Consider the following 22,668-nt stretch of genomic DNA (forward strand, 5'->3'; position numbering starts at 1 on the left):
TGCAAGATGCGTAAAACAACTTGCAACGGCTAGTCGAAGTGGATTTGCTTGATTAAGCAATCACCCAATTAAGCAATCACATGATTACTCAATGTCATCATCGTAATCACTCTGACCACCTTGATCGTCAAGATAATCATCTGGATTAAAATCATCACCGAGCTTCATGTCTCCAAAATCAATGTTGGAGAAGTCAACATCTGCCATGTCGCTTTCACCAAAGTTTGATGGAGTGCTATTTTCAGCAGTCACAGCAAGATTTGGATACATAGCGTCACGAACTTCTGGATCCGCAGACACATCCGCATTACGGTAGCGCGCCAAACCAGTACCAGCTGGAATGAGCTTACCAATAATCACGTTCTCCTTTAGACCCTTAAGATCATCTTCCTTCTGGCTCAAAGCAGCCTCAGTAAGCACGCGTGTAGTCTCCTGGAAGGATGCAGCAGAAAGCCAAGAATCCGTAGCCAAAGAAGCCTTGGTAATACCCATAAGCTCTGGTCGACCAGCAGCAGGCTTACCGCCATTCTTAACAGCAGCAAGATTTGCCTCGCGGAACTTTGCCTGATCCACAAGCTCACCTGGAAGAAGCTCAGTGTCTCCAGAATCAATCACCGTAATACGGCGGAGCATCTGGTGAACAATAACCTCAATGTGCTTATCGTGAATATCAACGCCCTGAGAACGGTAAACGTTGTGAACTTCTTCCACAATATTCACCTGAGCTGCACGCGGACCAAGGATTCGCAAAATCTTCTTAGGATCCACAGAACCCTCAATAAGCTGCGTGCCAACCTCAACGTGGTCGCCATCTTTAACAAGCATTGGAGCGCGGCGAGTTACTGGGTAAACGATTGGCTCAACGGTTGTATCGTCTGGAGTCAAAGTGACTTGACGGCCGTGATCCGTATCTTCTACCTTCACAACGCCTGGGAACTCTGCGATTGGAGCCTCGCCCTTAGGTGTACGAGCCTCGAAAAGCTCGGTAACACGAGGAAGACCCTGCGTAATATCGCTTGCCGAAGCAACGCCACCAGAGTGGAAGGAACGAAGCGTAAGCTGCGTACCAGGCTCACCAATGGACTGTGCTGCAACAATACCAACAGCCTCGCCAACATCCACGAGTCGGCTTGTAGCCAAAGACCAGCCGTAGCACTTTGCGCAAACACCACGCTTAGATTCGCAAGTAAGCACGGAGCGAGCCTTAACTTCTTCAACGCCGTGCGCAACCAAATCGCGCAAAACGTCCATAGAAAGCGCGTCTCCACACTTTGCCAAAACTGTTGTGCCGTCTGCAGGATCGAGCACGTCTGCAGCGAGCAAGCGCGAGTATGGACCACCATCAGCAGCCTTAACAAGCGTCAAATTGCCATTTTCGTCGCGGTCTGCAATCTTCATAACAAGGCCACGCTTTGTGCCGCAATCTTCTTCGCGAACAATAACTTCCTGAGAAACGTCCACAAGACGACGAGTCAAATAACCAGATTCTGCTGTACGAAGTGCGGTATCTGCCAAGCCCTTACGAGCACCGTGCTGCGAGATGAAGTACTCCAACACGGAAAGGCCATCGCGGTAGTTTGACTTAACAGGACGAGGAATAATCTCACCCTTAGGATTTGCCACCAAGCCTCGCATACCAGCAATCTGACGAATCTGCATCCAGTTACCACGTGCGCCAGACTGAACCATGATATTCACGTTGTTGTCGTCGTGGAAGTTCTCGCGCATTGCGTCTGCAACCTTATCGGTGCACTCTGTCCACAAGTTAATCAACTCTTGACGACGCTCTTCGTCTGTAAGAAGACCCATATCGTACTGGGAGTTGATCTTTGCAGCCTGATCCTCGTAATCTTGCGCAATTTGCTCGCGATTTGGAGGAAGCACAATATCGGAGAATGCCATTGTAACGCCCGACCAAGGTGCGCGCGTAAAGCCAAGATCCTTCAAAGCATCGAGGCTTGCGGCAACCTGAGCGGTGGAATAGCGCGTAGCAATGTCGTCAACAATCTTAGAAAGAACACCCTTTGGAACCTGCTGGTTTACAAACGGATAATCCTCTGGAAGAGTGCTATTAAACAGCACGCGACCGCAAGACGTTGCAAACAGAACAGTTCCATCCTTAAAGCGCTCTTCACGCACAACATCTGGGCTGCCTGGCTCTGGGTCTACAACCTTAAGCTCTGCAGGCTGCCAATCCTTTGGCAAAACAAAGTCTGCAGGAACGCGAATTAACACCTTAGCTTGCATGTCAATCTCGTGCTTGTCGAGCGCCATTTGCGCCTCTGCAAGCGAAGAGAAGATTCGGCCTTGACCCTTTGCACCGTCGATTACGGTAGACAAGTAGTACAAGCCCAAAATCATATCCTGAGATGGCATTGTAACGGTGTGACCATCTGCTGGCTTCAAGATGTTGTCGGATGCCATCATCAAGCTGCGAGCTTCTGCTTGAGCTTCGGCGGAAAGTGGCAAATGCACTGCCATCTGGTCACCATCGAAGTCTGCGTTGAATGCTGCGCAAGCAAGTGGTGGCAAGTGGATTGCCTTACCTTCAACCAAGATTGGCTCAAATGCTTGAATACCCAAGCGGTGAAGCGTAGGTGCGCGGTTAAGAAGAACAGGATGCTCGGAGATGACTTCCTCGAGCACGCCCCAAACCTCGGAATCTCCGCGATCCACAAGGCGCTTGGCGCTCTTCATATTCTGTGCAAAGCCCTGATCTACCAAACGCTTAATAACGAATGGCTTAAACAGCTCCAACGCCATTGGCTTAGGCAAACCGCATTGATGCATGCGAAGGCTTGGACCAACAACGATTACGGAACGGCCAGAATAATCAACTCGCTTACCGAGCAAGTTCTGGCGGAATCGGCCCTGCTTACCTTTAAGCATATCGGAAAGCGACTTTAGTGGCCTGTTAGATGCGCCAGTTACTGGGCGGCCACGACGACCGTTGTCGAACAGCGAATCAACAGCTTCCTGAAGCATGCGCTTTTCGTTATTAAGCATGATTTCAGGAGCGCCAAGCTCAATCAGCCTCTTCAAACGATTGTTACGGTTGATTACGCGTCGATACAAATCGTTCAAATCAGATGTTGCAAAGCGACCACCATCAAGCTGAACCATTGGTCGCAAGTCTGGTGGAATTACTGGAATAACATCCAAAACCATTGCTTCTGGCTTGTTTCCAGTAGTCAAGAACGCGTTCACAACCTTAAGTCGCTTCAAAGCGCGCGCCTTGCGCTGACCAGTACCATTGTCGATCTCTTCGCGAAGTTCTACAGCAGCAGACTTAAGATCGAAGTCTTGCAAGCGCTTCTTGATTGCTTCCGCGCCCATGCATCCTTCAAAGTAATCGCCATAGCGGTCTTCCATCTCTCGCCAAAGATCAACATCGCCTTCCATATCTCCTGCACGCAAGCCCTTAAAGCGATCGAAAACTGCGTTCAAACGCTGAATTTGCTCGTCGTAGCGAGTACGGATAGCAGACATTTCGCGCTCAGCTCCAGCACGCAACTTAGACTTTGCGCTACCTTTTGCCTCGCCCGATTCTTCTAGCTCGTGAAGATCTTCTTCTGCTTTCTTTGCACGCGCATCAATCTCGTTGTCGCGGCGCTTGCGAAGATTGCCAATCTCGGTATCAAACTCGTCTTGCAAGTCTGGAAGATCCTGGTGACGCTGCTCTTCATCTACCTTAGTAACCATGTAGGCTGCAAAGTAGATGACTTTTTCCAAGTCTTTTGGAGCAATGTCGAGCAAATATCCCAAGCGGCTTGGCACACCCTTGAAGAACCAAATGTGTGTTACAGGAGCCGCAAGCTCAATATGACCCATGCGTTCGCGGCGAACGCGGCTGCGTGTAACTTCCACGCCGCATCGCTCGCACACGATTCCCTTAAAGCGCACGCGCTTATACTTACCGCACGCGCACTCCCAATCGCGAGTAGGACCAAAAATCTGCTCACCGAACAGACCATCCTTCTCTGGCTTAAGGGTACGGTAATTAATGGTTTCTGGCTTCTTAACTTCGCCGTGGCTCCAGCTACGGATGTCTTCGGCAGTGGCCAGTCCAATCCTCAGTTTGTCAAATGCGTTGACGTCCAGCACTATTATCGTCCTGTCTCATGAAATTGTTTTTCTAAGTTTCTTAAAGTGATTAGTGATTAGTGATTAGTGATTAAAACACTTGTAACACTTGTATCACTGGTATTCAGGTTCTTGAATAACTTGGTCTTCTTTGGCAGACGAATCTGGTCGTGCACCAATATTAAAGCCCAAATTTTCAGAAGACGACACCGGATCATCATCTTCATCCTTCATGTCGATTGCCACTCCTTCGGAGTTAAGCACCTCAACATTCAAGGAGAGTGACTGCATTTCCTTGAGCAACACCTTAAAGGACTCAGGAATACCAGCAGGTGGAAGATTATCGCCCTTAACAATAGCGCCATACACGCGCACGCGACCGTCAACGTCATCAGACTTTGTGGTCATCATTTCGTGCAATGTGTACGCAGCACCATAAGCCTCAAGGGCCCACACTTCCATCTCACCAAAGCGCTGGCCGCCGAACTGAGCCTTACCACCCAACGGCTGCTGGGTAATCATAGAGTAAGGACCAGTGGAACGAGCGTGAATCTTATCATCAACCAAGTGATGCAGCTTCAAGATGTACATGTAACCAACAGAAATTGGCTTAGGGAATGGTTCACCAGTGCGGCCGTCAAACAGTGTTGCCTTACCGTCGGAGCCAACAAGCTTATTGCCATCGCGGTCCGCAAGCGTAGTGCTCAAAAGACCCTTCAAGGTCTCTGGGCGCACGCCGTCGAACACTGGAGTTGCAACAGGAGTGCATGGATCGCCGTGCTCGGCGCCTTCTGGCACGTACTTCTTCCAAGCGGCCTCAAGGTCTGGATCCAAGTTAATATCCCAGCCTGCGTGAGCAATCCAACCCAAGTGAAGCTCGAGCACCTGGCCCAAGTTCATTCGAGAAGGCACACCCAGCGGGTTAAGCATAATGTCTACTGGAGTACCATCCTCCAAGAATGGCATATCCTCTTCTGGCAAAATGCGGGAAATAACACCCTTATTGCCGTGACGACCAGAAAGCTTATCGCCCTGCGTAATCTTACGATGCTGAGCAATGTACACGCGAATCATCTGGTTTACGCCATTTGGAAGCTCATCGCCATCGTCTTCAGCGTCTTCGCGAGTAATCTCTTTAACAGCAATCACAGTACCAGTTTCGCCGTGTGGCACGCGCAAAGAAGTGTCTCGAACTTCGCGGCTCTTTTCGCCAAAGATTGCGCGAAGCAAGCGCTCTTCTGGAGTAAGCTCGGTCTCGCCCTTAGGTGTTACCTTACCAACCAAAATGTCGCCAGCTTCAACCTCGGCACCAATGCGAATAATACCGCGCTCGTCGAGGTTTGCAATAGCGTCTTCGCCAACGTTTGGAAGATCGCGAGTAATCTCTTCGGCACCAAGCTTGGTTTCGCGAGCATCAATCTCGTACTCTTCAATGTGAATCGAAGAAAGCGTATCGTCTTGCACGAGTCGCTGAGAAATAATCACAGCATCCTCGTAGTTGTAGCCATTCCAAGGCATAAACGCAACGAGCAAATTCTTGCCGAGTGCAAGCTCACCCTTGTCTGTTGCAGGGCCATCAGCCAAAACAGTTCCTGCTTCCACGCGCTCGCCATCTTTAATAAGCGGCACCTGGTTGTAGCAAGTAGTCTGGTTGGAACGCTGGAACTTAGAAAGCTTGTAGCTAGATTGAGTTCCATCATCGTTCATAACGCGAATAATATCCGCAGAAACGTATGTTACAACGCCTGGCTTTTCGGAAAGAATCACGTCTCCAGAATCAACTGCAGCACGCCATTCAGAACCCGTACCAACAAGTGGACGCTCCGACTTAATAAGAGGCACGGCCTGGCGCTGCATGTTGGTACCCATCAAAGCACGGTGGCCTTCATCGTGCTCCAAGAATGGAATCAAGCTTGCGCCAAGGGAAACCATCTGACGTGGAGAAACATCCATGTAGTCAACAGTGCTTACAGGCACATCGACTGCTTCTTCTTCGTCCACGCGAGCAAGTGCCTGCGTGCCTACGAAGTTGCCATTTTCGTCGAGTTCCTGGTTTGCCTGGGCAATAACGTGCTCGGCTTCGCGGTCTGCAGTCATATATTCGACTTCGTTAGTCACATGACCGTTAACAACCTTGCGATAAGGCGTTTCAATAAAGCCGAATGGGTTGATGCGACCAAAGGTTGCAAGAGAACCGATAAGACCGATGTTTGGACCTTCTGGGGATTCGATTGGGCACATACGACCAAAGTGGGATGGGTGCACGTCTCGAACTTCCATAGATGCGCGGTCTCTAGAAAGACCACCAGGACCAAGAGCCGAAAGACGACGCTTGTTTGTAACGCCTGCCAAAGGATTGTTTTGATCCATAAACTGGCTGAGCTGGGAAGTTCCGAAGAACTCCTTAATCGTAGCGTTAACTGGTCGAATATTAATCAATGACTGTGGTGTAATCGCCTCAGCGTCTTGCGTTGTCATGCGCTCGCGCACAACGCGCTCCATGCGGCTTAAACCAGTACGAATCTGATTCTGTACGAGCTCGCCAACCTGGCGGATTCGGCGATTTCCAAAGTGATCAATATCGTCTACGTCTACACGCAACTGCACATCTTCGCCATCGCGCTTGCCTGGGAAGGTCTTTTCGCCAGCATGCAAAGTAACCAAATACTTGATTGTTGCAATAATGTCTTCGCGATTCAAGCTGCGATCGTTGTAATCCGCTTCCAAACCAAGCTTGCGATTAATCTTGTAGCGACCAACGCGCGCCAAATCGTAGCGCTTTGTGTTGAAGTAGAAGGATTCGAGCAAATTGCGGCCCGCGTCGGCAGTTGCGGTATCTGCTGGGCGAATCTTTCTGTACAAGTCTGTAAGAGCATCGTCTTGAGTATCGATTGGCTCTTTTTCTAGAGCGTCGAGAACAAGAGGATATCCCTGGAATGCTTCGGCAATTTCTGGCTTAGTCATGCCAATTGCCATTAAGAATACGATTGCAGACTGCTTGCGCTTGCGATCTACGCGCACGCCAAGAACATCGCGCTTATCAATCTCGAACTCAAGCCACGCTCCGCGACTTGGAATGATTTTTGCACCAAAAACGTCTTTATCGGAAGTGCGATCTTGCGTGCGGTCGAAGTACACGCCTGGGGAACGCACAAGCTGAGACACGATTACGCGCTCAGTGCCGCCAATAATGAATGTTCCGTGTGGGGTTTGTAATGGGAAATCACCCATAAAAACAGTCTGGCTCTTAATCTCGCCAGTTTCGCCATTTTCAAACTCTGCATTTACATACAAAGGAGCGGAATACGTGTAATCCTTCTCTTTGCACTCAAGCACAGTGTGACGTGGCTCTTCAAAATATGGATCCGAGAATGTGAGGCTCATTGTCTCAGCAAAATTCTCGATTGGAGAAATCTCTTGGAACACTTCTTCCAGACCAGAGACGTGTGGCACAGTGTGAGTGCCATTTGCCTCATCTTCTTCGACGCGCTTCTTCCAACGCTCGGAGCCGATCAGCCAGTCAAAGCTGTCGGTTTGCACACCGAGGAGGTATGGCACATCGATTGGCTCACAAATGGAGCCGAAATTCACACGATCCGACGCTTTGTGCAACTTAATGCTGTGCTCGTCGGCACGCGCGATGACTTTGGTGGTGTTCGTCGTAGCTTGTTCAGCAGCCAATGGACGTTCCTTTATCGCTAGCTAGTTTTCTTAATCCTTGGGAGCTTTAGAAAATCGCGGCAAACGCGCTTAAAATCAACGATTTTGGGTTTGCGGGCGCCTTCTTCGGTTCCTTGAGTATGCCCGCTATATGACACACCGTGTACAAAGAAACGATTTTACCCCTTCGCTTCGACTTTTTGCGCCATTTATGTAGGCACTAGCGAACAGAAATAACCACGGGATTGCTTTGCAACCCTGCTACGTCCTTATGCTCGATTTGCGCAATGTACGTTCCGCGCGAAACTTTAGGCAAATCGGAGTCATTCGCGCAATTTTCTCCACTTGGCGTGCCAATCGTAGCGTTTGCATTCCAAGTAAACTTTTTATCGTACGAATCGCCTTTTGCCATAAGTAGCGGCTTGAGTGGAATTATGCACATATCTGATTGCCATTGCGGAACAACTGCTTGTGCAGACTTGTCTTTCGACTTATTAGACTGATTCGATTTATCTTGCTTATTTTGCTTATTTGACTTATCGCCTTTTGCGCCAGAAGAATCGCCAGCCGCTTGCGATGAACCGCCTGCGCTTTGGCCTATATTCAACACCATTCTTCCGCTCGAAGCGTCAATCCTGCACGAATCGTCGCCTTCGTAAACAATGTGAGCGTTAAACTCTAAAGTTCCACCCATTGGAACCGCTTGAGACGAAGAAGATAGCTCGATTCTAACGTCTTTTGCACTGCATTTTTTTATGACTCCAACAGGCCTTGGATCTGGTACAAGCTGTTTAGATAGAGTAACGTCTGAATGTTTGTTTATAGCGGTTCCGATTGCGCTAATGCCCTTAAAAATGCTGACTATGCAAAAAATGCAGAATGCTAAAACAGCCAACAGCCCAACGCAAACTACGATTCGGCGGCGAATGTACATGCGGCGGCGCGCAGCACTAATCTTCCGCTTTGGTTTACGTTTTAACACAGGCATATTAACCATTGTAATGCATGAGTAGTTTTAAGACTATTTTTGGCTATTTATGGCGATTTCTAGCTATTTATGACTATTTTCCGCCCTCAAATCCAAGCTGACGCCACGCCTCATAGATGGCGATTGATGCGCAATTCGTAAGATTTAAGCTTCTAAGCGAAGGTCGCATTGGCAAGCGAACCTGTTCCGCAACATGCGGGCCTGCCATAATATCCATTGGGTCTGGAATATCTCCTGGCTCTGGCCCAAAAAGCAAAATATCGTTCGGCTTATACTCAACATCTGTGTAAAGTTTTGTGGCGTTTGCAGTAAACGCAATTATGCGAGAATTTGGCATTGACTCAACAAGGTTTTCAAAATTCGGATGCATAACAACGTGTGCCATATCGTGATAATCAAGACCCGCGCGACGAAGCTTTGTGTCTTGAAGATTAAATCCAAGCGGCTCTACAAGATGCAAAATTGTGCCCGTTACAGCGCAAAGGCGAATCGCAGATCCTGTGTTTCCTGGGATTCTAGGCGAATAGAAGCACAAGTGCGGAGTTTGAGTTTGCGCAGTGCTTGCATCTTGCGCGCTTAGCATGGCATCAATAACGCTGATTGGATTTCCGTGCGCGTCTGTTACAAGCTCATCTGGGCCGTAGTTTGACTTTCGGTAGCCGTACTCATACATCTGCTCTACGCGATTGACTGGGTTTTGTGCATCTAGGTTTTGTAAATCCGTGTTTTGTGCATCTTGAATATTCGTCATAATCACCTCAATAAAATCATCATAATAAAAATAAGCGCAAATCCTGCAAAATCAGCCCACGAGAACACAGCTCCCGTAAATACAACAGCCGTGATTGCAGCCATAACAGGCTCGCTTGCGCCCAAAAGCGTTCCGCGCACAGATCCAACTCGCATAATGCCAGCCAAAAACATCCAATATGCGCCAAAAGTTCCGCCAACAATCGTAAAAGTAAACAGCAAATACGCGCTCAAATCCAAAGGCGGCATTGTTTGCCATGGCTTCACAAATGGCAGCATAATAAGACCTGCAATAATAAACGTGATTCCGTTTACAGTAAGATTTCCCCATTTTGCAATCAATTTGACTGGCATAATCGCAAGCGCCGCCGTACTCGCAGCATCTGCTAATCCCCACAAAAGTCCCATCAACGGCAGCGAAAGCGAGCTAAAATTGCCGCCCGTTGCCATAAGCGCAGTTCCTGCAAACGCAAGCAAAACACCAATGTTTTCGCGCAAAGTCGGAGTTCTTTTTGACCGCAAACACACGTAAACAAGCACAAAAAGAAGATTGAGGCTTTGCAAAACGGTAGCTGTTCCAGAGTTAGTCCAGTCGATTGTAAAAAGATACGCAACTTGCGTTAAAAGCACGCACACAATACCTGTTACGACTAGCATTGGCCATGATTTTTTTGTGCTTAATGCGCCAACGAGTTGCTTGCGATTAACAATTGAGGCAACGATTACAAAAAGCACGCCTGCAGCAAGCTGACGAACGCACGCGATTTGCAGCGGACTTACAAGGTATTTAGACATTAGAATCTTAGAAACAGTAGCGTTTGTGCCCCAAAGCGCGCCGCCAAGAATTGTTAAGATTATGCCAATCATCATTGTGCGCGGACTATGATCAACTGCAGGATTTGTCTTTTTAGGCTTTATTTTTTGGATATTCTTTACAAAACCAACATCCATGCTAAACACCTTCTAAACTTAAATCCTGTATTTGCTAATAATCTTGTAGTTTTGCGCGTATGCAGTAAGTCGCAAATCACAAATCGCAAATCGCTTACTACATATAAAAAATCTACACTATCACATAATCAACAACACGCACATAATCAACAACGCTCAATTGCAAGGAGTGTATGTGCAATAAATCTATTGAGGTGATTTGAGAATCGCAAAAACGTTAGAAATGTCGTTAGCGAGCTACGCTCTAAGCGAAAAGGTAGGTCGTCGCGCAACGCGCGATTTTGCATTATCCGCACACTATGTTATCTTATTTAAGTTGTCTTTTGTTGTGTGTTTAGCGCAATGATTGATGTGGAGAATTCGCCTAGTGGTCTATGGCGCACGCTTGGAAAGCGTGTTGGTGTAACAGCCTCACGAGTTCGAATCTCGTATTCTCCGCGAGTAGGGGTTCTAGCCAATATGAGTGGTTGGAACCCTTTTTCGTACTATATACTTTGCGCCAGTCCTACTTGCGACAGCCTTACTTACGCTTAGCGCGCAATAAGTGGCGCTACTTGCGATTCGTAAGCGCGCAAAGCCATATCAATCACATTGTGCATATCGTAGTAACTGTACGTTCCCAATCGCCCACCAAAAACAGTGTTCGTCTCAGCTGCTGCAAGCTCCGCATAGCGCGCATACAAGGCTTTATCTTCCTCAGTATTCACAGGGTAATACGGCTCATCTTCTCGAGTTGCAGCGCGAGAATACTCATGCCAAACCACAGTCTCCCCAGCTTTCACGCTTTTACCTGGCACAAAATCAGCATCGCCGCTAGCAACGCCGCTAGCCTCCGTAGAAACCTCCTCGCGCTCTGGATTAAAGTTCTTAAACTCAATCGCGCGCGTAAACGTAACATCAGCATCCGAATAGTTCATAACTGGGCAGCCAAAATGGTCGCTCTCCTGGTAACGTACTTCCTTAAAGTCAACAGTACGCCACTTTAACTCGCCAAGCGCGTAATCAAAATACCTATCAACTGGACCCGTATAAACCACTGGCACTCCAGCTTCCGCCAGCGCGCGCTTGTTAAACGGCTGCGATTCGTCGAAAAAGTCCACGCCAAGCGAAACATGAATTAGCGGATTATCAATCATGCGCTGCATCCAAGCCGTATATCCGTCCGCTGGCAATCCTTCCCAAGTGTCTTTAAAGTAGCGATTATTGTAGTTAAATCGCACAGGCAAGCGCTTAATAATTCCAGCAGGCAGCTTAGAAGGATCCGTTTGCCACTGTTTTGCCGTGTAATTCTTAATAAACGCCTCGTAAAGCGGGCGCCCAATTAGGCTAATACCCTTATCGTTTAGGTTTTGCGGATCTTTACCAGCAAACTCCCCTGCTTGGCTTGCAATAAGCGCCTTTGCTTCTTCTGGCGTGTAGTGCGCGTGGAAGAATTGGTTAATCGTACCCAAGTTGATTGGCAACGAATACACTTCGCCATCATGCGTTGCGTAAACGCGATGCACGTAGTTAGTAAACGTTGTAAAGCGGTTCACATAATCCCACACGCGCTTATTGCTTGTATGAAAAAGATGCGCACCATACTTGTGAATTTCGATTCCCGTTCGCTCGTCAAAATACGAGTAAGCATTGCCGCCAATATGATTACGCACGTCAATAATCTCAACGCGAGCGCCAGCGCGTTCTGCAGCCTGCTGAGCTACGGTTAAGCCGAACAATCCTGCTCCAACAACTACTAAATCTGGGTATTCGCTCATTTTCCCACTCATTTCTTGCTTTCTGATTTGCACTTACTCTTCGATTTTCAATTGCATTACTTCATATTTTTAATTGCATTACTTCATATTTTTGATTTTGCAATCGTAGATTATTTTTTCAAGATTCCTAACACACGCCATCGTAAAACATTGCGCGCGCTGTAAAATCGTAAGCTTTTTAACAGCTGATTTAGCAAATTCTACGTCTTTAGCATAATTTTTTTCGTATATTTTTTGGATTTCTGCGTCGCTATTTTTTCCGCCATTAAGCGTATTTTCTCCGCTTTTCATCGCGCATCGCTCGTAACGCAAATTCCCAACCATTGTGTAGTAGCTTCTTGCTGGCAAAACGTTGTGCTCTAAGCACAAATCCCAATTTGCTCGAACTGCGTCTATATGATCGTGGTAAAAGCCCGCGTCTCGCATTTTATGCGTTACGGAATCCGTGCGTTGCAGCCAGTAATACAGCACTTCGTCCACATGTGCCACGCAATTCATGCGCGAGTACAGCACGCTTGCCATCGCCGTGTCTTGCGCAAACTTTCCTTCTGGGAATCGCACTCCCTGCCAAACCTCTCGCTTGTACAGCCTGCACCAATTCGCTTCGTTAAAGTAGAGCGCTTCGCTGTTTTTGCCCAGCTTGTTTCCGATTATTCTAAATATTTTGCAAAATACAGTTTGATACGCTTTTAGCGGATTTTCTACGATTTTTATTTGAGTCGCGCTCTCTAAACGCGCGGTTGCTTGCGATTTTTCCGTACCTAATCCGCTCGCGCTCAAACCGCGCGCACCCAATCCACGCGCACCCAAGACACGCGCACCCAAGCCAGCTTCTCTTTTAATCTGCTCTAAGCTACTTATCCCAAATTGCTGCCATTTTGCTTTGCTCATGCTAGCTCCGCTTTGCAAAAGCGCGTTTAACAAAATCTCAATATTTTTGCAATCTAGAATATCGTCATTGTCTGCAAACGCTATAAATTCCCCACTTGCTGCATCAAGCCCTGCGTTTTGCGCGCGCGATATTCCGCCATTTTGTTGGTGTATTACTTTAACTCGCGAATCTTTTGATGCGTATGAATCGCAAATTTTACCCGAGTCGTCTTTGGATCCGTCGTCTACTAAAATCAGCTCTATGTTTTTGTAAGTTTGCGCAAGAATCGAGTCCACGCATCCGCTCAAATATTTTGCAGAATTGTAGACTGGCACGATTATAGAAACTAGCGGATTTTCGTTTTTAGCATAATTTTCCATTGCTATCATTGCTATCCTTTCAAACCGCGTTCTGCTCTGCTTTACAAGATGAGATTTTGCGCATTTGACGAATCTTTTGCTGCCCATCCTTAAATCCGCGTATCATCGCGTGAATCTTAGCAAATTTATTCTTTTCCCACAGCGCAACAAAAATCATATCTCGCACAACTGCACGCAACGACTTAGCGTACGAGTATGTTCCCATTTTGTAGTCCACTACTTGCATATTTCGCGCTATGTAGTACTTGCGATTTGCGTTGTGATTCCACACGATTGGGTGTTTTATAATCAAGTTTATTGAGCGCGCTTTGCCGATTTGGTGTTCCATTATAACGTTTTGGCACTCTACGATTTTCCACCCAGCGCGCACTAGTCGCCTTGAAAAGTCGAAGTCTACTCCGTCAATTTCCAACCATTCGTCAAATCCGCCGATCTTAGCCCACGCTTCTACGCTTGTTAAGCTTCCAGACGTTATGCATTCGTCTTCGTGACACTTGCTGTGTAAAATCGTGCCGTCTAAACGGTTTTTTAGCAAAGAGCATACAATTGCGATTTTTGCATTTTTTGCATTTTTTTGATTTACAAGACTTCCCTGATTTTCCAGGATTTTCTTGTATTCGCTAATCATGTTGCTTGGCACAACAGAATCGTCGTTAAGCGTTAGAACCCAGTTGAAACCTTGCGATTTTGCCCATTCAAACACTTGCGTCAATGCTTTTGCAAAACCAATATTTTGACTGTTTTTAACTAAAGTCACGTTTGCGTATTTGCTTACAACTTCTTGCAAGCCTTTAACATTTTTAGACGCATTATCTACGATTATTACGCGCTCTACTTGATTGCATAGCGCTTCTAAACACGTGCTTACGTCTGTTAAAGTTGGATTATAGGTGATTATTCCTGCACAAATATGCATGTTAGTCCAAACTGCGATTCGTGCTGCTATTATCACTGCGATTTATCACAGCACTTTCAACATTATTCTTGCTACTACTTTTCACTAAATATTTGCTCACAAAACCCACAATCAAGTTTGTAAAACGCTTGAGTATTACAGAAAGCACAAGAATCACCACAAACTCTGCAATTAGCAATCCGTACGCTTGCCAGCGATTAAGCCACACTGGGTATATTACTGTAAACACTTGCATTATTAACACGTGGTGAACCAAAAAAATCGGGTACGAATATGCGGATATAAACTTTGTACACGCGCTTAATGGCTTAAAACTTTTAACAAGTTCACCAATATAAGATAGCAATAAGAATGCTAATATTCCTACAACCGTAACGGCAATATTGCCTTGCAAAACATGCGTTAATTGTTGTGCTGCAAGAATCACAAAAGATATTGCAGCAAGCCAAGACGGCACTTTTTTAATAAACTTTACAAAAATCATGCCAAATACTAATTCTGGCAATCTTGTTGTTAAAAGAATATCAGACGGCACTCGTGGAATCTGGTAAAACATAAAGAACACAACTGTTACAACATATAGAGCCAACACAATGCAAACAGTTGCTATTGGCATTTTATTTACGCCAACTCTTAAAAGCGGGAACACTATGTAAAACAGTATTATGAACCCTAAGAACCACTCTCCTAGAACATAAAAAGTTCCTACGCCGAATGCAGAAGCGTAGCCATCCATTCCAAAAAGCGAAAAAATTGCTGTTATCTTATGCCTTGGTACAAAAATATAGCCATTATTGCGAATAAACAGTAAAATATTCGCCACTACAAATGCCACCCAAAACATTGGATACAACGTTTTTGCGCGCTTTGTGTAGAATGTGCGCAAATCCAGGCTTTCTCTATCCCCGTAGTTGTACATAAGAGCGGCGCCAGAAATAATCAAAAATAGCGATACTCCTAATCCACCAATGTAAATTCCAAACGGCCTATTTACAAAGAATCGCGTAGGCTCCAAATACGGATTGTTAAAATGCGTTACAACAATCAAAATCGCAGCTATTGCGCGAATCCAATCCAAGTAGAAAAGTCGCGGTTTTTTTGCACGCGCGAGTTTTGGCAACGATGTATCTGCGCTTATATCACTCATCTTCTTTACCTTTACGACCAATGTGTACAATTCTTTGAGCTATGTACAAAGCCTTATAAAATACGCGTTTTGCAATACTTTTTAGCACTCTTAAAACAGTGTAGCGGAAGCGCTTTCCGCGCATTACTTCTCTACAAGTTTCTTCCAAATTGTGCTTAATCCACGGCGTGCTAACAGATTTTGATAGTTCTCGAACATCGAATTCTAGATTCGTCATTTCTATTCGCGCAAAGTGGTCGGAGAATATGTATGCGTCGTAATATCCGTTGGCTTGCGGCACATACCCGTATGCTCGCTCTATAAAGTGCAACAACGTTCCGTCTATTTTTAGCGGTTCTGCTGGGAAATCTTCGTAAGTCCACTTTCTATCCAATAGCCCGTGCAGTGCTTTCGTACGGAACCAGAACATTGTGCCGAGCGGAGCTATAGCGTCTTTATTTTCGTCTAACGGAACGCTGATTCCTAACGTTTTTTCTAGGAATTTCTTTGTGCCTTCAAAGTTTGGACCCCAAGTGTATGTAAATCCTGGGAAGTAGTCTGCGTGATTTGGCGGCGTTGGCATTGCCATTCCAAGTCGCGGATGCGTTTCAAATAGATTTATAACGTTTTGCACATACTCTTTACTTGCAAGAATATTTTCAAAACACTTGTATGCGAATCCGTCGCCTATGCTTCGAGGAGATAATTGCGTGACTTTTTTATCGTGAGCAAAGCATACGTAATCGTACTTCATAAGATCTGCGCCGCCGCCCACTAAGAATGCGCTCACATCTCTACCGCGATTTTCAATCAACCGCACGTCTACGTTATACGGAAGTTGTTTCACGCGTTGTTTCACGATTTGCTGGTTTTCTTTCGATCCTACAGTTAAAATAACGTCACATCCTTGCGGCATGGATTGAATATAGTGCAAACTTTTATCTAGCAAATCCATGTAATACAAGTGCATGCACAACACAACTTTTGGCTTAGCAGTAGCTGTTGATGAGTTTTCTACAATCTGATTTTGCGGCAAAATGTATCGCAAATGAAGATTCTTCATCAAATCTGCCATATTCATGCTTCGCAAAGCATTTTCCCAAATCAAATCCGTGTTGTAATCGGTGTGATCACGCAAATACTCGTATAAGTCTAATGCTTGGTTTCCAACAGATTGCGTAGAAACGTCGGAGTAATCGTGGAAGAACGACCTGCGCTTAAAAATCGGGCAACGCTTATATTCCACAATCTGCCTTGCAGCATACGTTATTGGACCGTAAGAGTAGCCTTCTAAATCACTCGTATCAACGTATACAGACCACTTGTAACCCTTATCTGCAAATCGCTTTGTAAACACAGATTCATGCAATCCAACCGACTCAAAGTAGCTGTTGATTGGTGGAAGATTATTCCAATAATCCTGAAAATCCTTAGATTGAATAAAGCTTTTTCTGTATGCGTGAAAATGCGATTGAATATGCTCTGGCAAATATCCGTACGGACTGTAGCCAAACGGATCTCCATTAACCTTATGGAACTTTGTTATGCCCCAAAAATCAAGGTCTTTTGCGTTCATAGCGTTAAACATTTCGCTAAACGGATAAACAGGCCCCATAATCGTAGCGTTAAATAACACTACTTCGTCAAACTTTTCCAGATTCTCCCAACCGTAAGAGTCCATTGCAGTTTTGTACGCCCACACGTCAAAACCTTTGTTTTCGCGCAAAATAAACTTATTCGCATAGCTTTTAAGCATCGACTCACTTTGCTCGTCGATTTTGCCATTAACTACAATCGCAAGCTCGTTAAAGAATGGCTTAAATCCGTCAAGCAACGTAGACACATAACGGTCTGCGTGACCTTGCGCATCGTAGAAGAAGAAAATGCCCAAGCGCTTTGGATTTTCCAAAATCATGTTATCTCCTGATTTACCTTTAATTATCTTTGATTATTCTATTGTGTAATTTTGTAATTTGTTTAATCGCAAATTTATTTATTTTTTAACTTTTACTTATCATTATTTGGTTTAGTTAAGTTTTTAATTGACTTTTTTATCTTTTTTGCAAAACGCTTATAAGCTGGCATTGCATCGTAACGTTTTTGCTCTTCAATTTGCAAACGTTTTTGTTCTTCTTCGTATTTTTGTTTACTCACTTGCATAATATGCAAAGACATTAAGTCTACTTGCTCAGCATAAGTTGTGTTCTGTGAATCATTAAAACTATCTGGTTTAATGTTTCGGTAAACGTTAAGAAGAGCATCACACGCTGAACCGTGTTTTATTGTGTAATCACTTTCTACAACTTGATTCATAAGGTGCACAAGCTCTTCGAGCACAATCAAGCACGCGCGCTCTAATCCCCATGTTTCAATAACAGCGTTTATGGCTTCTTGAAAATCCTCGACTTTTAGTCTTGTAAAGAATTCATCTTTTACTATTTTCAAAGCGCGATTATCAAACCATTGTGCAGCTTCTTCAACGGTTTGCTTGCGACTTTCCAGCGCGCAATCGTCGAAAGAATCATTAACAAAAGCACCGTTGGAATCGTCAACAAAATCGCCAGCAAAATCGCAAAAAGCATTCACAACATCTTTAATGTATTGCTGTTCCGTGCTAAATCTTTCAACGCTTATTTTAGATCTTCCAGAAATTCCTCTGCCAATATGGTATTTAAGCGCGCGGAACGCTGTTAAGTCCTTCAAAGTCTTAGCAGAAGATGCCGTTACAAAATATTCGTATGCGTCTTCAACTTTAGTGAGTCTAGCAGAAACTGTTTTTTCAAAAGAAGCGCGTATTAAATCACCCTTAAAAAGTGCTGTTATAACATTCCAAGGCATCCAATGCGGAAAATCACTAGAGAACGACGATTTTATAATATTGTCTCCCGATTGATCCCCATTGGTTTGCGCATACATTTGATCGTAACTGTATGCAAAATCTTCGTCCGATTTGCCTTCTGGATGAATAGAAACACCAAAATGCAATATATCTGCGGGATGGCTACTAACGTACGAGTAAAGAACTTCGCAAGTTTTAAGCTCAATCTCATCGTCTGCGTCAACAAAAAGAACGTAATCTCCGCTAGTTGCCTTAACAGCGGTTTTACGAGCCATGTGCAATCCGCCATTCAAAGCCTTAGCAATAATTTTTACTCTAGAATCTTTTTTCTCGTAATCGCGCAAAATCTGCAAAGTATTATCTGTACTAGCGTCGTCAACAACAATAATCTCAATGTTTTTAAAAGTTTGATTAACAAGTGAATCCATGCACTGTTTAATATACGGCTCCTTGTTATACGCAGGAACCACTATGGAAATTGCAGGATTCATATCGTCTCCATTGCACACTAATCGGTAAAACAGCACAAATCATATCTATTGTACTACTAAACGTAATCCTTATAGCTTGTTGAGCATGTATAGAATCTTATAATACAATTGTAAGTAGCGCATGTAGATTAAACGCATAGAAGGATTGTAGTATGAATCAAGCAGACTCTAGTTGCATTAAAGAATTAAACACTAATCAACTACAAGATTCAGCTACACTTGCAAAATGCGGCAAAAAAAGCAACTCAACTAGCACAACTAGAGCAATTATAGAAAAAACGTATTCTTTTAACGGCTTTCTTGATTTTTGCAAATCTAATGTTGCAGAACTTGCAATAAGCGCGATTTTCTTGATTATTGCATACGGTCAAAAAGCTTTTTCTAACACTTTTTCTATAGACACAGAAGAGATGATCTATAGATCTAAGGCTCTTTACAATTCTTGGATTCGCCTAGAACGCTTTGGATTGCTAGCTTTTAAGTACGTTACAGGAAGGTACTGGTATAACAATTCATTAGCTGGAATCTTAATGATTCTTGCACTTTTTGCCTCCGCAACAACATGGGCATATTTGTTTAGCAAAGCGCACAATTTAGGCGCAAAATTCCACCCAGCTTTATTTATGATTCCGTTTATAAGCGCTCCTATTCTTGCAGAAATGCTTGGATTCTTGCTTATGGGAGATGACGTAGCTTGTGCGCTAATGTTTGTTAGCATATCGCTTATGTGTGCGCATAACGCGTACCAAAATCGTAAAGAACTTAAAACTCTTTTAGCATACGCATTAGTGGCTTTTGTTTTTGCAGTTTTTGGTTTTACTCTCTACTTAGCAATGACTACTGTTTTTGTTGCTGGAACAGCCATGATTGCACTAATGGTTAAAGGAGACTATGCGTGCAAATTCAAGAACATAGTAAGCTACGTTTTTACGTATATTTGCGTGTTTATAGCAAGCTATGCATGCTATGTGATTTTGAACAAAATTGTTATAGCCGCCAACCACACATTCACAGATCCGTACATTAAAGAACAAATGCGTTGGGGTAAAGACCCTATAACAAAAATCATTCATACTATACTTTCGCATGCAAAAAGCATGTATCTAGGAAGAACAATATTCCATAGCGCATTTATAACAATTGCATTAATCTCTTTAGTGTTATTAACTATTGTTCAAGTGATTCGTAAAGAGCTTAACGCTTTTACTATTATTTTTGCTATTGCTATAGTTGCAAGCCCTATGATGATGAGCGTAATACTTGGCACATCTGGAATAGCGCGAACGGAACTAACATACCCGCTTGCTGGCGCTTTTGCATGCATGTATTTGTTACATTACATTACGCAATTTAGTAAAAAGACTTTAACAACGATTATTGCGTGCGTTCTTCTTGCAATTATTGGATTAAGTCAGTCGTTTACAGTAAATCGCTTGTATTACACGGAATACATGACTTACAACCGAGACTATTACATTGCTCAAGATGTTGCTAGAAGAATAGAAGTACTACAAGCAAATCATAAAAATCCGCTTAAAGTAATATTTGTTGGCAATCACATATCGGACTACAATCCTAGCGAATTTAAGTCAGATCAGCTTGAACTTATTGGGCGATCAATGTTTGAGATTGGATTCTCAACTCTTCACGGCACATGGGTAAAAGCTGGTTTTATACGCTCAGCTACTGGATTTAAGATGGAAACTCCTGTATTAGAATCCGCTTATATAAACGCAGAAGAGGCCGTACAAAATCTGCCTTCTTGGCCTTCGAATAAATGCACTACTGTTTTAGATAACAAGTATATAGTCGTAAAATTCTCTGAACCAGTGCAAAATAAGCATTAAGTAGGAGTTAGATATTTAGATATTACTAAATAGTAGTTTCAATCTCGTAACGTGGGCGATGCTTAGATTCCATGTAAATCTTTCCAATGTATTCGCCCACAATGCCGATTGAAAGCATAATCAATCCGCCAATAAACCACATTGAGAACATAACAGAACCCCAGCCAGCAACTGCTTTTCCTTGCAAAACGGAAGCTATTACGTAAACAAATACACATAGCGAAACTAAAATAGACGCGAATCCTGCAAATGTTACAAAACTCAAAGGCTTAGTAGAAAAAGACGTAATGCCATCTATAGCAAACGAAATCATCTTTTTAAGCGGATACTTAGACACACCAGCTTTGCGCTTACCACGCACATACTCAACTTTTGTTGACTTAAAGCCAATCGATGGCACTATACCACGCAAGAAAAGATTAACTTCTTTGTATTCCAAAAGAGCTTTCAACGCATTCTTGCCCATAAGTCTATAATCGGCATGATTTGGAACGGTTTCTGCGCCCATCCACTTAAAAACACTGTAAAAAGCTAATGCAGTGTTGCGCTTAAACCACGTGTCTGTTTCTCTAGACGAGCGAACACCATACACAACCTCGTAGCCTTCCACATATTTTGCAATAAATTGATCAACAACATCAACATCGTCTTGCAAATCAGCATCCATGGAAATTGCAGCATCGCAACCCGATTTATATGCTGTAGTTAAACCAGCAAGCAAAGCATTTTGATGACCGCGATTATGCGCAAGCTTTACACCGCCAAAAAGCGAAGGATTCGACTGGTGTAAATCGCAAATAATATTCCAAGTTGAATCTCTAGAACCATCATCCACAAAAAGAATACGGCTAGAATCCGAAATAATCTTATTTTCAATAAGAAAAGTAACTTTGCTTAAAAGAATACTAGAAGTCTGCGGAAGAACAGGCTCCTCGTTGTAGCAAGGAAGAACAAAATATATGCATGGACGCTTGCCGTTTTGCAATGTTTCACGCAATGTTAATCCTTTCTAAAAACCATAATTTAGCATTAAAAATCCAGAAAAGTGACGATTTGCAATAACTATTTTAGAAAATCACTCATAATCTTTTGGATTTTGCTATTATCTCCCCAAACTGCTGGAGAATCGTATGGTCTATCTGGGAATGCGCCATACTCAAGCGAAATATCAAGATTATTCTCGCGAATGTAACGCTCAACGCGATCTGCAAGCGAAACAGGCTCACCCGTGCAGCAATTAATTACGCCATTTACTTTATCTTGCAAAACGGTTGCAGCAATTTGCTTAGCCAACACGTCTACATTAATAAAATCGTACTTGTTTTTTCCAGTAGTAAACGGAAAAGTCTTCTTTCCTTCAAGAGACGCTTGAAGAAGCTTAGAGAAAATAGAGTTTCCACGAGCGTCGTCGCCAACAATGTAGTACGCACGAATCCATTGAACAGTGGCATCATACTCTTTGCCCAAAAGCAAAGTAGCTTCACGCAAAGCGTTCTTAGAAATGCCATACATAGAAGCTGGCTTGCAAGGCGTGTTCTCGTCAATAGCGCCCTCCCAGTAGCCAACTTCGTGCATAGAGCCCATAACGGCAATCTGCTTTAGGCCGCCTTGAAGCATAATACGAATAAAGCGGTAATGGTTCGATAAATCTTCCATGTGCGTGTCTGCAGCATGCTTAAAACCGTTGCGCCAAGCCATGTGCAAGCAAACGTCTGGGGAACCAAGCTTTGTGAACAAATCAGCATCATCGCTAAAAATATTCGCTTCAATACGCGTTGCGCGCTCATCAACACCATCTAAACGCAAGTCGGAAGCAATTACGCTAGCGCCTGCATCTAAAAGAGCTTTAACAACGTGACGACCAATATATCCACCAGCACCAGTAACAAGAATTCGCTTACTCATAATTTTTCAGTTTAGCAGCGTATAAAAACTTTCAAACATGCCAAGCACAGTAAAGCTATAAACAAAAGCAACCTAATACAAAACACGTGATAGTTATTAGCACA

14 protein-coding genes and 1 tRNA gene are annotated in these 22,668 nt (G+C 44.2%); 2 read left to right on the top strand and 13 right to left on the bottom strand.

Annotated elements, in window-relative coordinates; genetic code table 11:
• Positions 1–84: 84 nt before the first annotated feature.
• The 5 genes from HXT30_RS04535 to HXT30_RS04555 form a co-directional block, all read right to left on the bottom strand.
• Positions 85–4,104, bottom strand: a complete 4,020-nt coding sequence (locus tag HXT30_RS04535; protein WP_415701722.1) for a DNA-directed RNA polymerase subunit beta' — start codon at positions 4,102–4,104, stop codon at positions 85–87.
• A 93-nt stretch (positions 4,105–4,197) separates the two neighbouring features.
• A complete protein-coding gene (gene rpoB / locus HXT30_RS04540; protein WP_060785614.1) occupies positions 4,198–7,764 on the bottom strand; it encodes a DNA-directed RNA polymerase subunit beta in 3,567 nt (1,188 codons plus the stop codon).
• A 199-nt stretch (positions 7,765–7,963) separates the two neighbouring features.
• Complete coding sequence (locus tag HXT30_RS04545; protein ID WP_421778796.1) at positions 7,964–8,740, bottom strand: peptide ABC transporter permease; 777 nt, start codon at positions 8,738–8,740, stop codon at positions 7,964–7,966.
• Positions 8,741–8,804: 64 nt separating this feature from the next.
• Positions 8,805–9,482, bottom strand: a complete 678-nt coding sequence (locus tag HXT30_RS04550) for a tRNA (cytidine(34)-2'-O)-methyltransferase (RefSeq protein WP_422111399.1) — start codon at positions 9,480–9,482, stop codon at positions 8,805–8,807.
• 2 nt (positions 9,483–9,484) lie between these two features.
• On the bottom strand, positions 9,485–10,432 hold the full coding sequence (locus HXT30_RS04555) for a DMT family transporter (protein WP_004129941.1): 948 nt from the start codon (positions 10,430–10,432) through the stop codon (positions 9,485–9,487).
• A 353-nt stretch (positions 10,433–10,785) separates the two neighbouring features.
• Here HXT30_RS04555 and HXT30_RS04560 point away from each other — a divergent pair.
• Positions 10,786–10,870: transfer RNA gene (locus tag HXT30_RS04560), tRNA-Ser, on the top strand.
• 92 nt (positions 10,871–10,962) lie between these two features.
• On the opposite strand, the gene HXT30_RS04565 is transcribed toward HXT30_RS04560, so the two are convergent.
• From HXT30_RS04565 to HXT30_RS04590, 6 genes are all read right to left on the bottom strand, one after another.
• Entirely contained in the window at positions 10,963–12,189 is a 1,227-nt protein-coding gene (locus HXT30_RS04565; RefSeq protein WP_032839440.1) for a UDP-galactopyranose/dTDP-fucopyranose mutase family protein, read from the bottom strand.
• Between the two features lie 78 nt (positions 12,190–12,267).
• On the bottom strand, positions 12,268–13,440 hold the full coding sequence (locus HXT30_RS04570) for a glycosyltransferase family 2 protein (protein ID WP_422111843.1): 1,173 nt from the start codon (positions 13,438–13,440) through the stop codon (positions 12,268–12,270).
• Positions 13,441–13,459: 19 nt separating this feature from the next.
• The gene (locus HXT30_RS04575; RefSeq protein WP_422111844.1) at positions 13,460–14,356 is read right to left on the bottom strand and encodes a glycosyltransferase; all 897 of its coding nucleotides are present in this window, start codon (positions 14,354–14,356) and stop codon (positions 13,460–13,462) included.
• A 1-nt stretch (position 14,357) separates the two neighbouring features.
• Positions 14,358–15,503, bottom strand: coding sequence for an acyltransferase family protein (locus HXT30_RS04580; RefSeq protein ID WP_422111400.1), 1,146 nt, complete (start codon positions 15,501–15,503; stop codon positions 14,358–14,360).
• Positions 15,496–17,397: a rhamnan synthesis F family protein gene (locus HXT30_RS04585; RefSeq protein WP_422111401.1), complete on the bottom strand. Its 1,902-nt coding sequence runs from the start codon at positions 17,395–17,397 to the stop codon at positions 15,496–15,498. The genes HXT30_RS04580 and HXT30_RS04585 overlap by 8 nt, the downstream gene beginning before the upstream one ends.
• 92 nt (positions 17,398–17,489) lie before the next feature.
• Positions 17,490–18,812, bottom strand: coding sequence for a glycosyltransferase family 2 protein (locus tag HXT30_RS04590; protein WP_016636198.1), 1,323 nt, complete (start codon positions 18,810–18,812; stop codon positions 17,490–17,492).
• Positions 18,813–18,964: 152 nt separating this feature from the next.
• Between HXT30_RS04590 and HXT30_RS04595 the strand changes: the two genes are divergently transcribed.
• Entirely contained in the window at positions 18,965–20,659 is a 1,695-nt protein-coding gene (locus HXT30_RS04595; protein ID WP_422111402.1) for a glucosyltransferase domain-containing protein, read from the top strand.
• Positions 20,660–20,684: 25 nt separating this feature from the next.
• Here HXT30_RS04595 and HXT30_RS04600 read toward each other — a convergent pair whose 3' ends face one another.
• Both HXT30_RS04600 and HXT30_RS04605 read right to left on the bottom strand, forming a co-directional pair.
• Positions 20,685–21,656, bottom strand: coding sequence for a glycosyltransferase family 2 protein (locus HXT30_RS04600; protein WP_422111403.1), 972 nt, complete (start codon positions 21,654–21,656; stop codon positions 20,685–20,687).
• A gap of 65 nt (positions 21,657–21,721) precedes the next feature.
• Entirely contained in the window at positions 21,722–22,564 is an 843-nt protein-coding gene (locus HXT30_RS04605; RefSeq protein WP_422111404.1) for an NAD-dependent epimerase/dehydratase family protein, read from the bottom strand.
• Between the last annotated feature and the right edge of the window lie 104 nt (positions 22,565–22,668).

This window comes from Gardnerella sp. DNF00571G, from assembly GCF_049262695.1.
Lineage (GTDB): Bacteria > Actinomycetota > Actinomycetes > Actinomycetales > Bifidobacteriaceae > Bifidobacterium > Bifidobacterium piotii.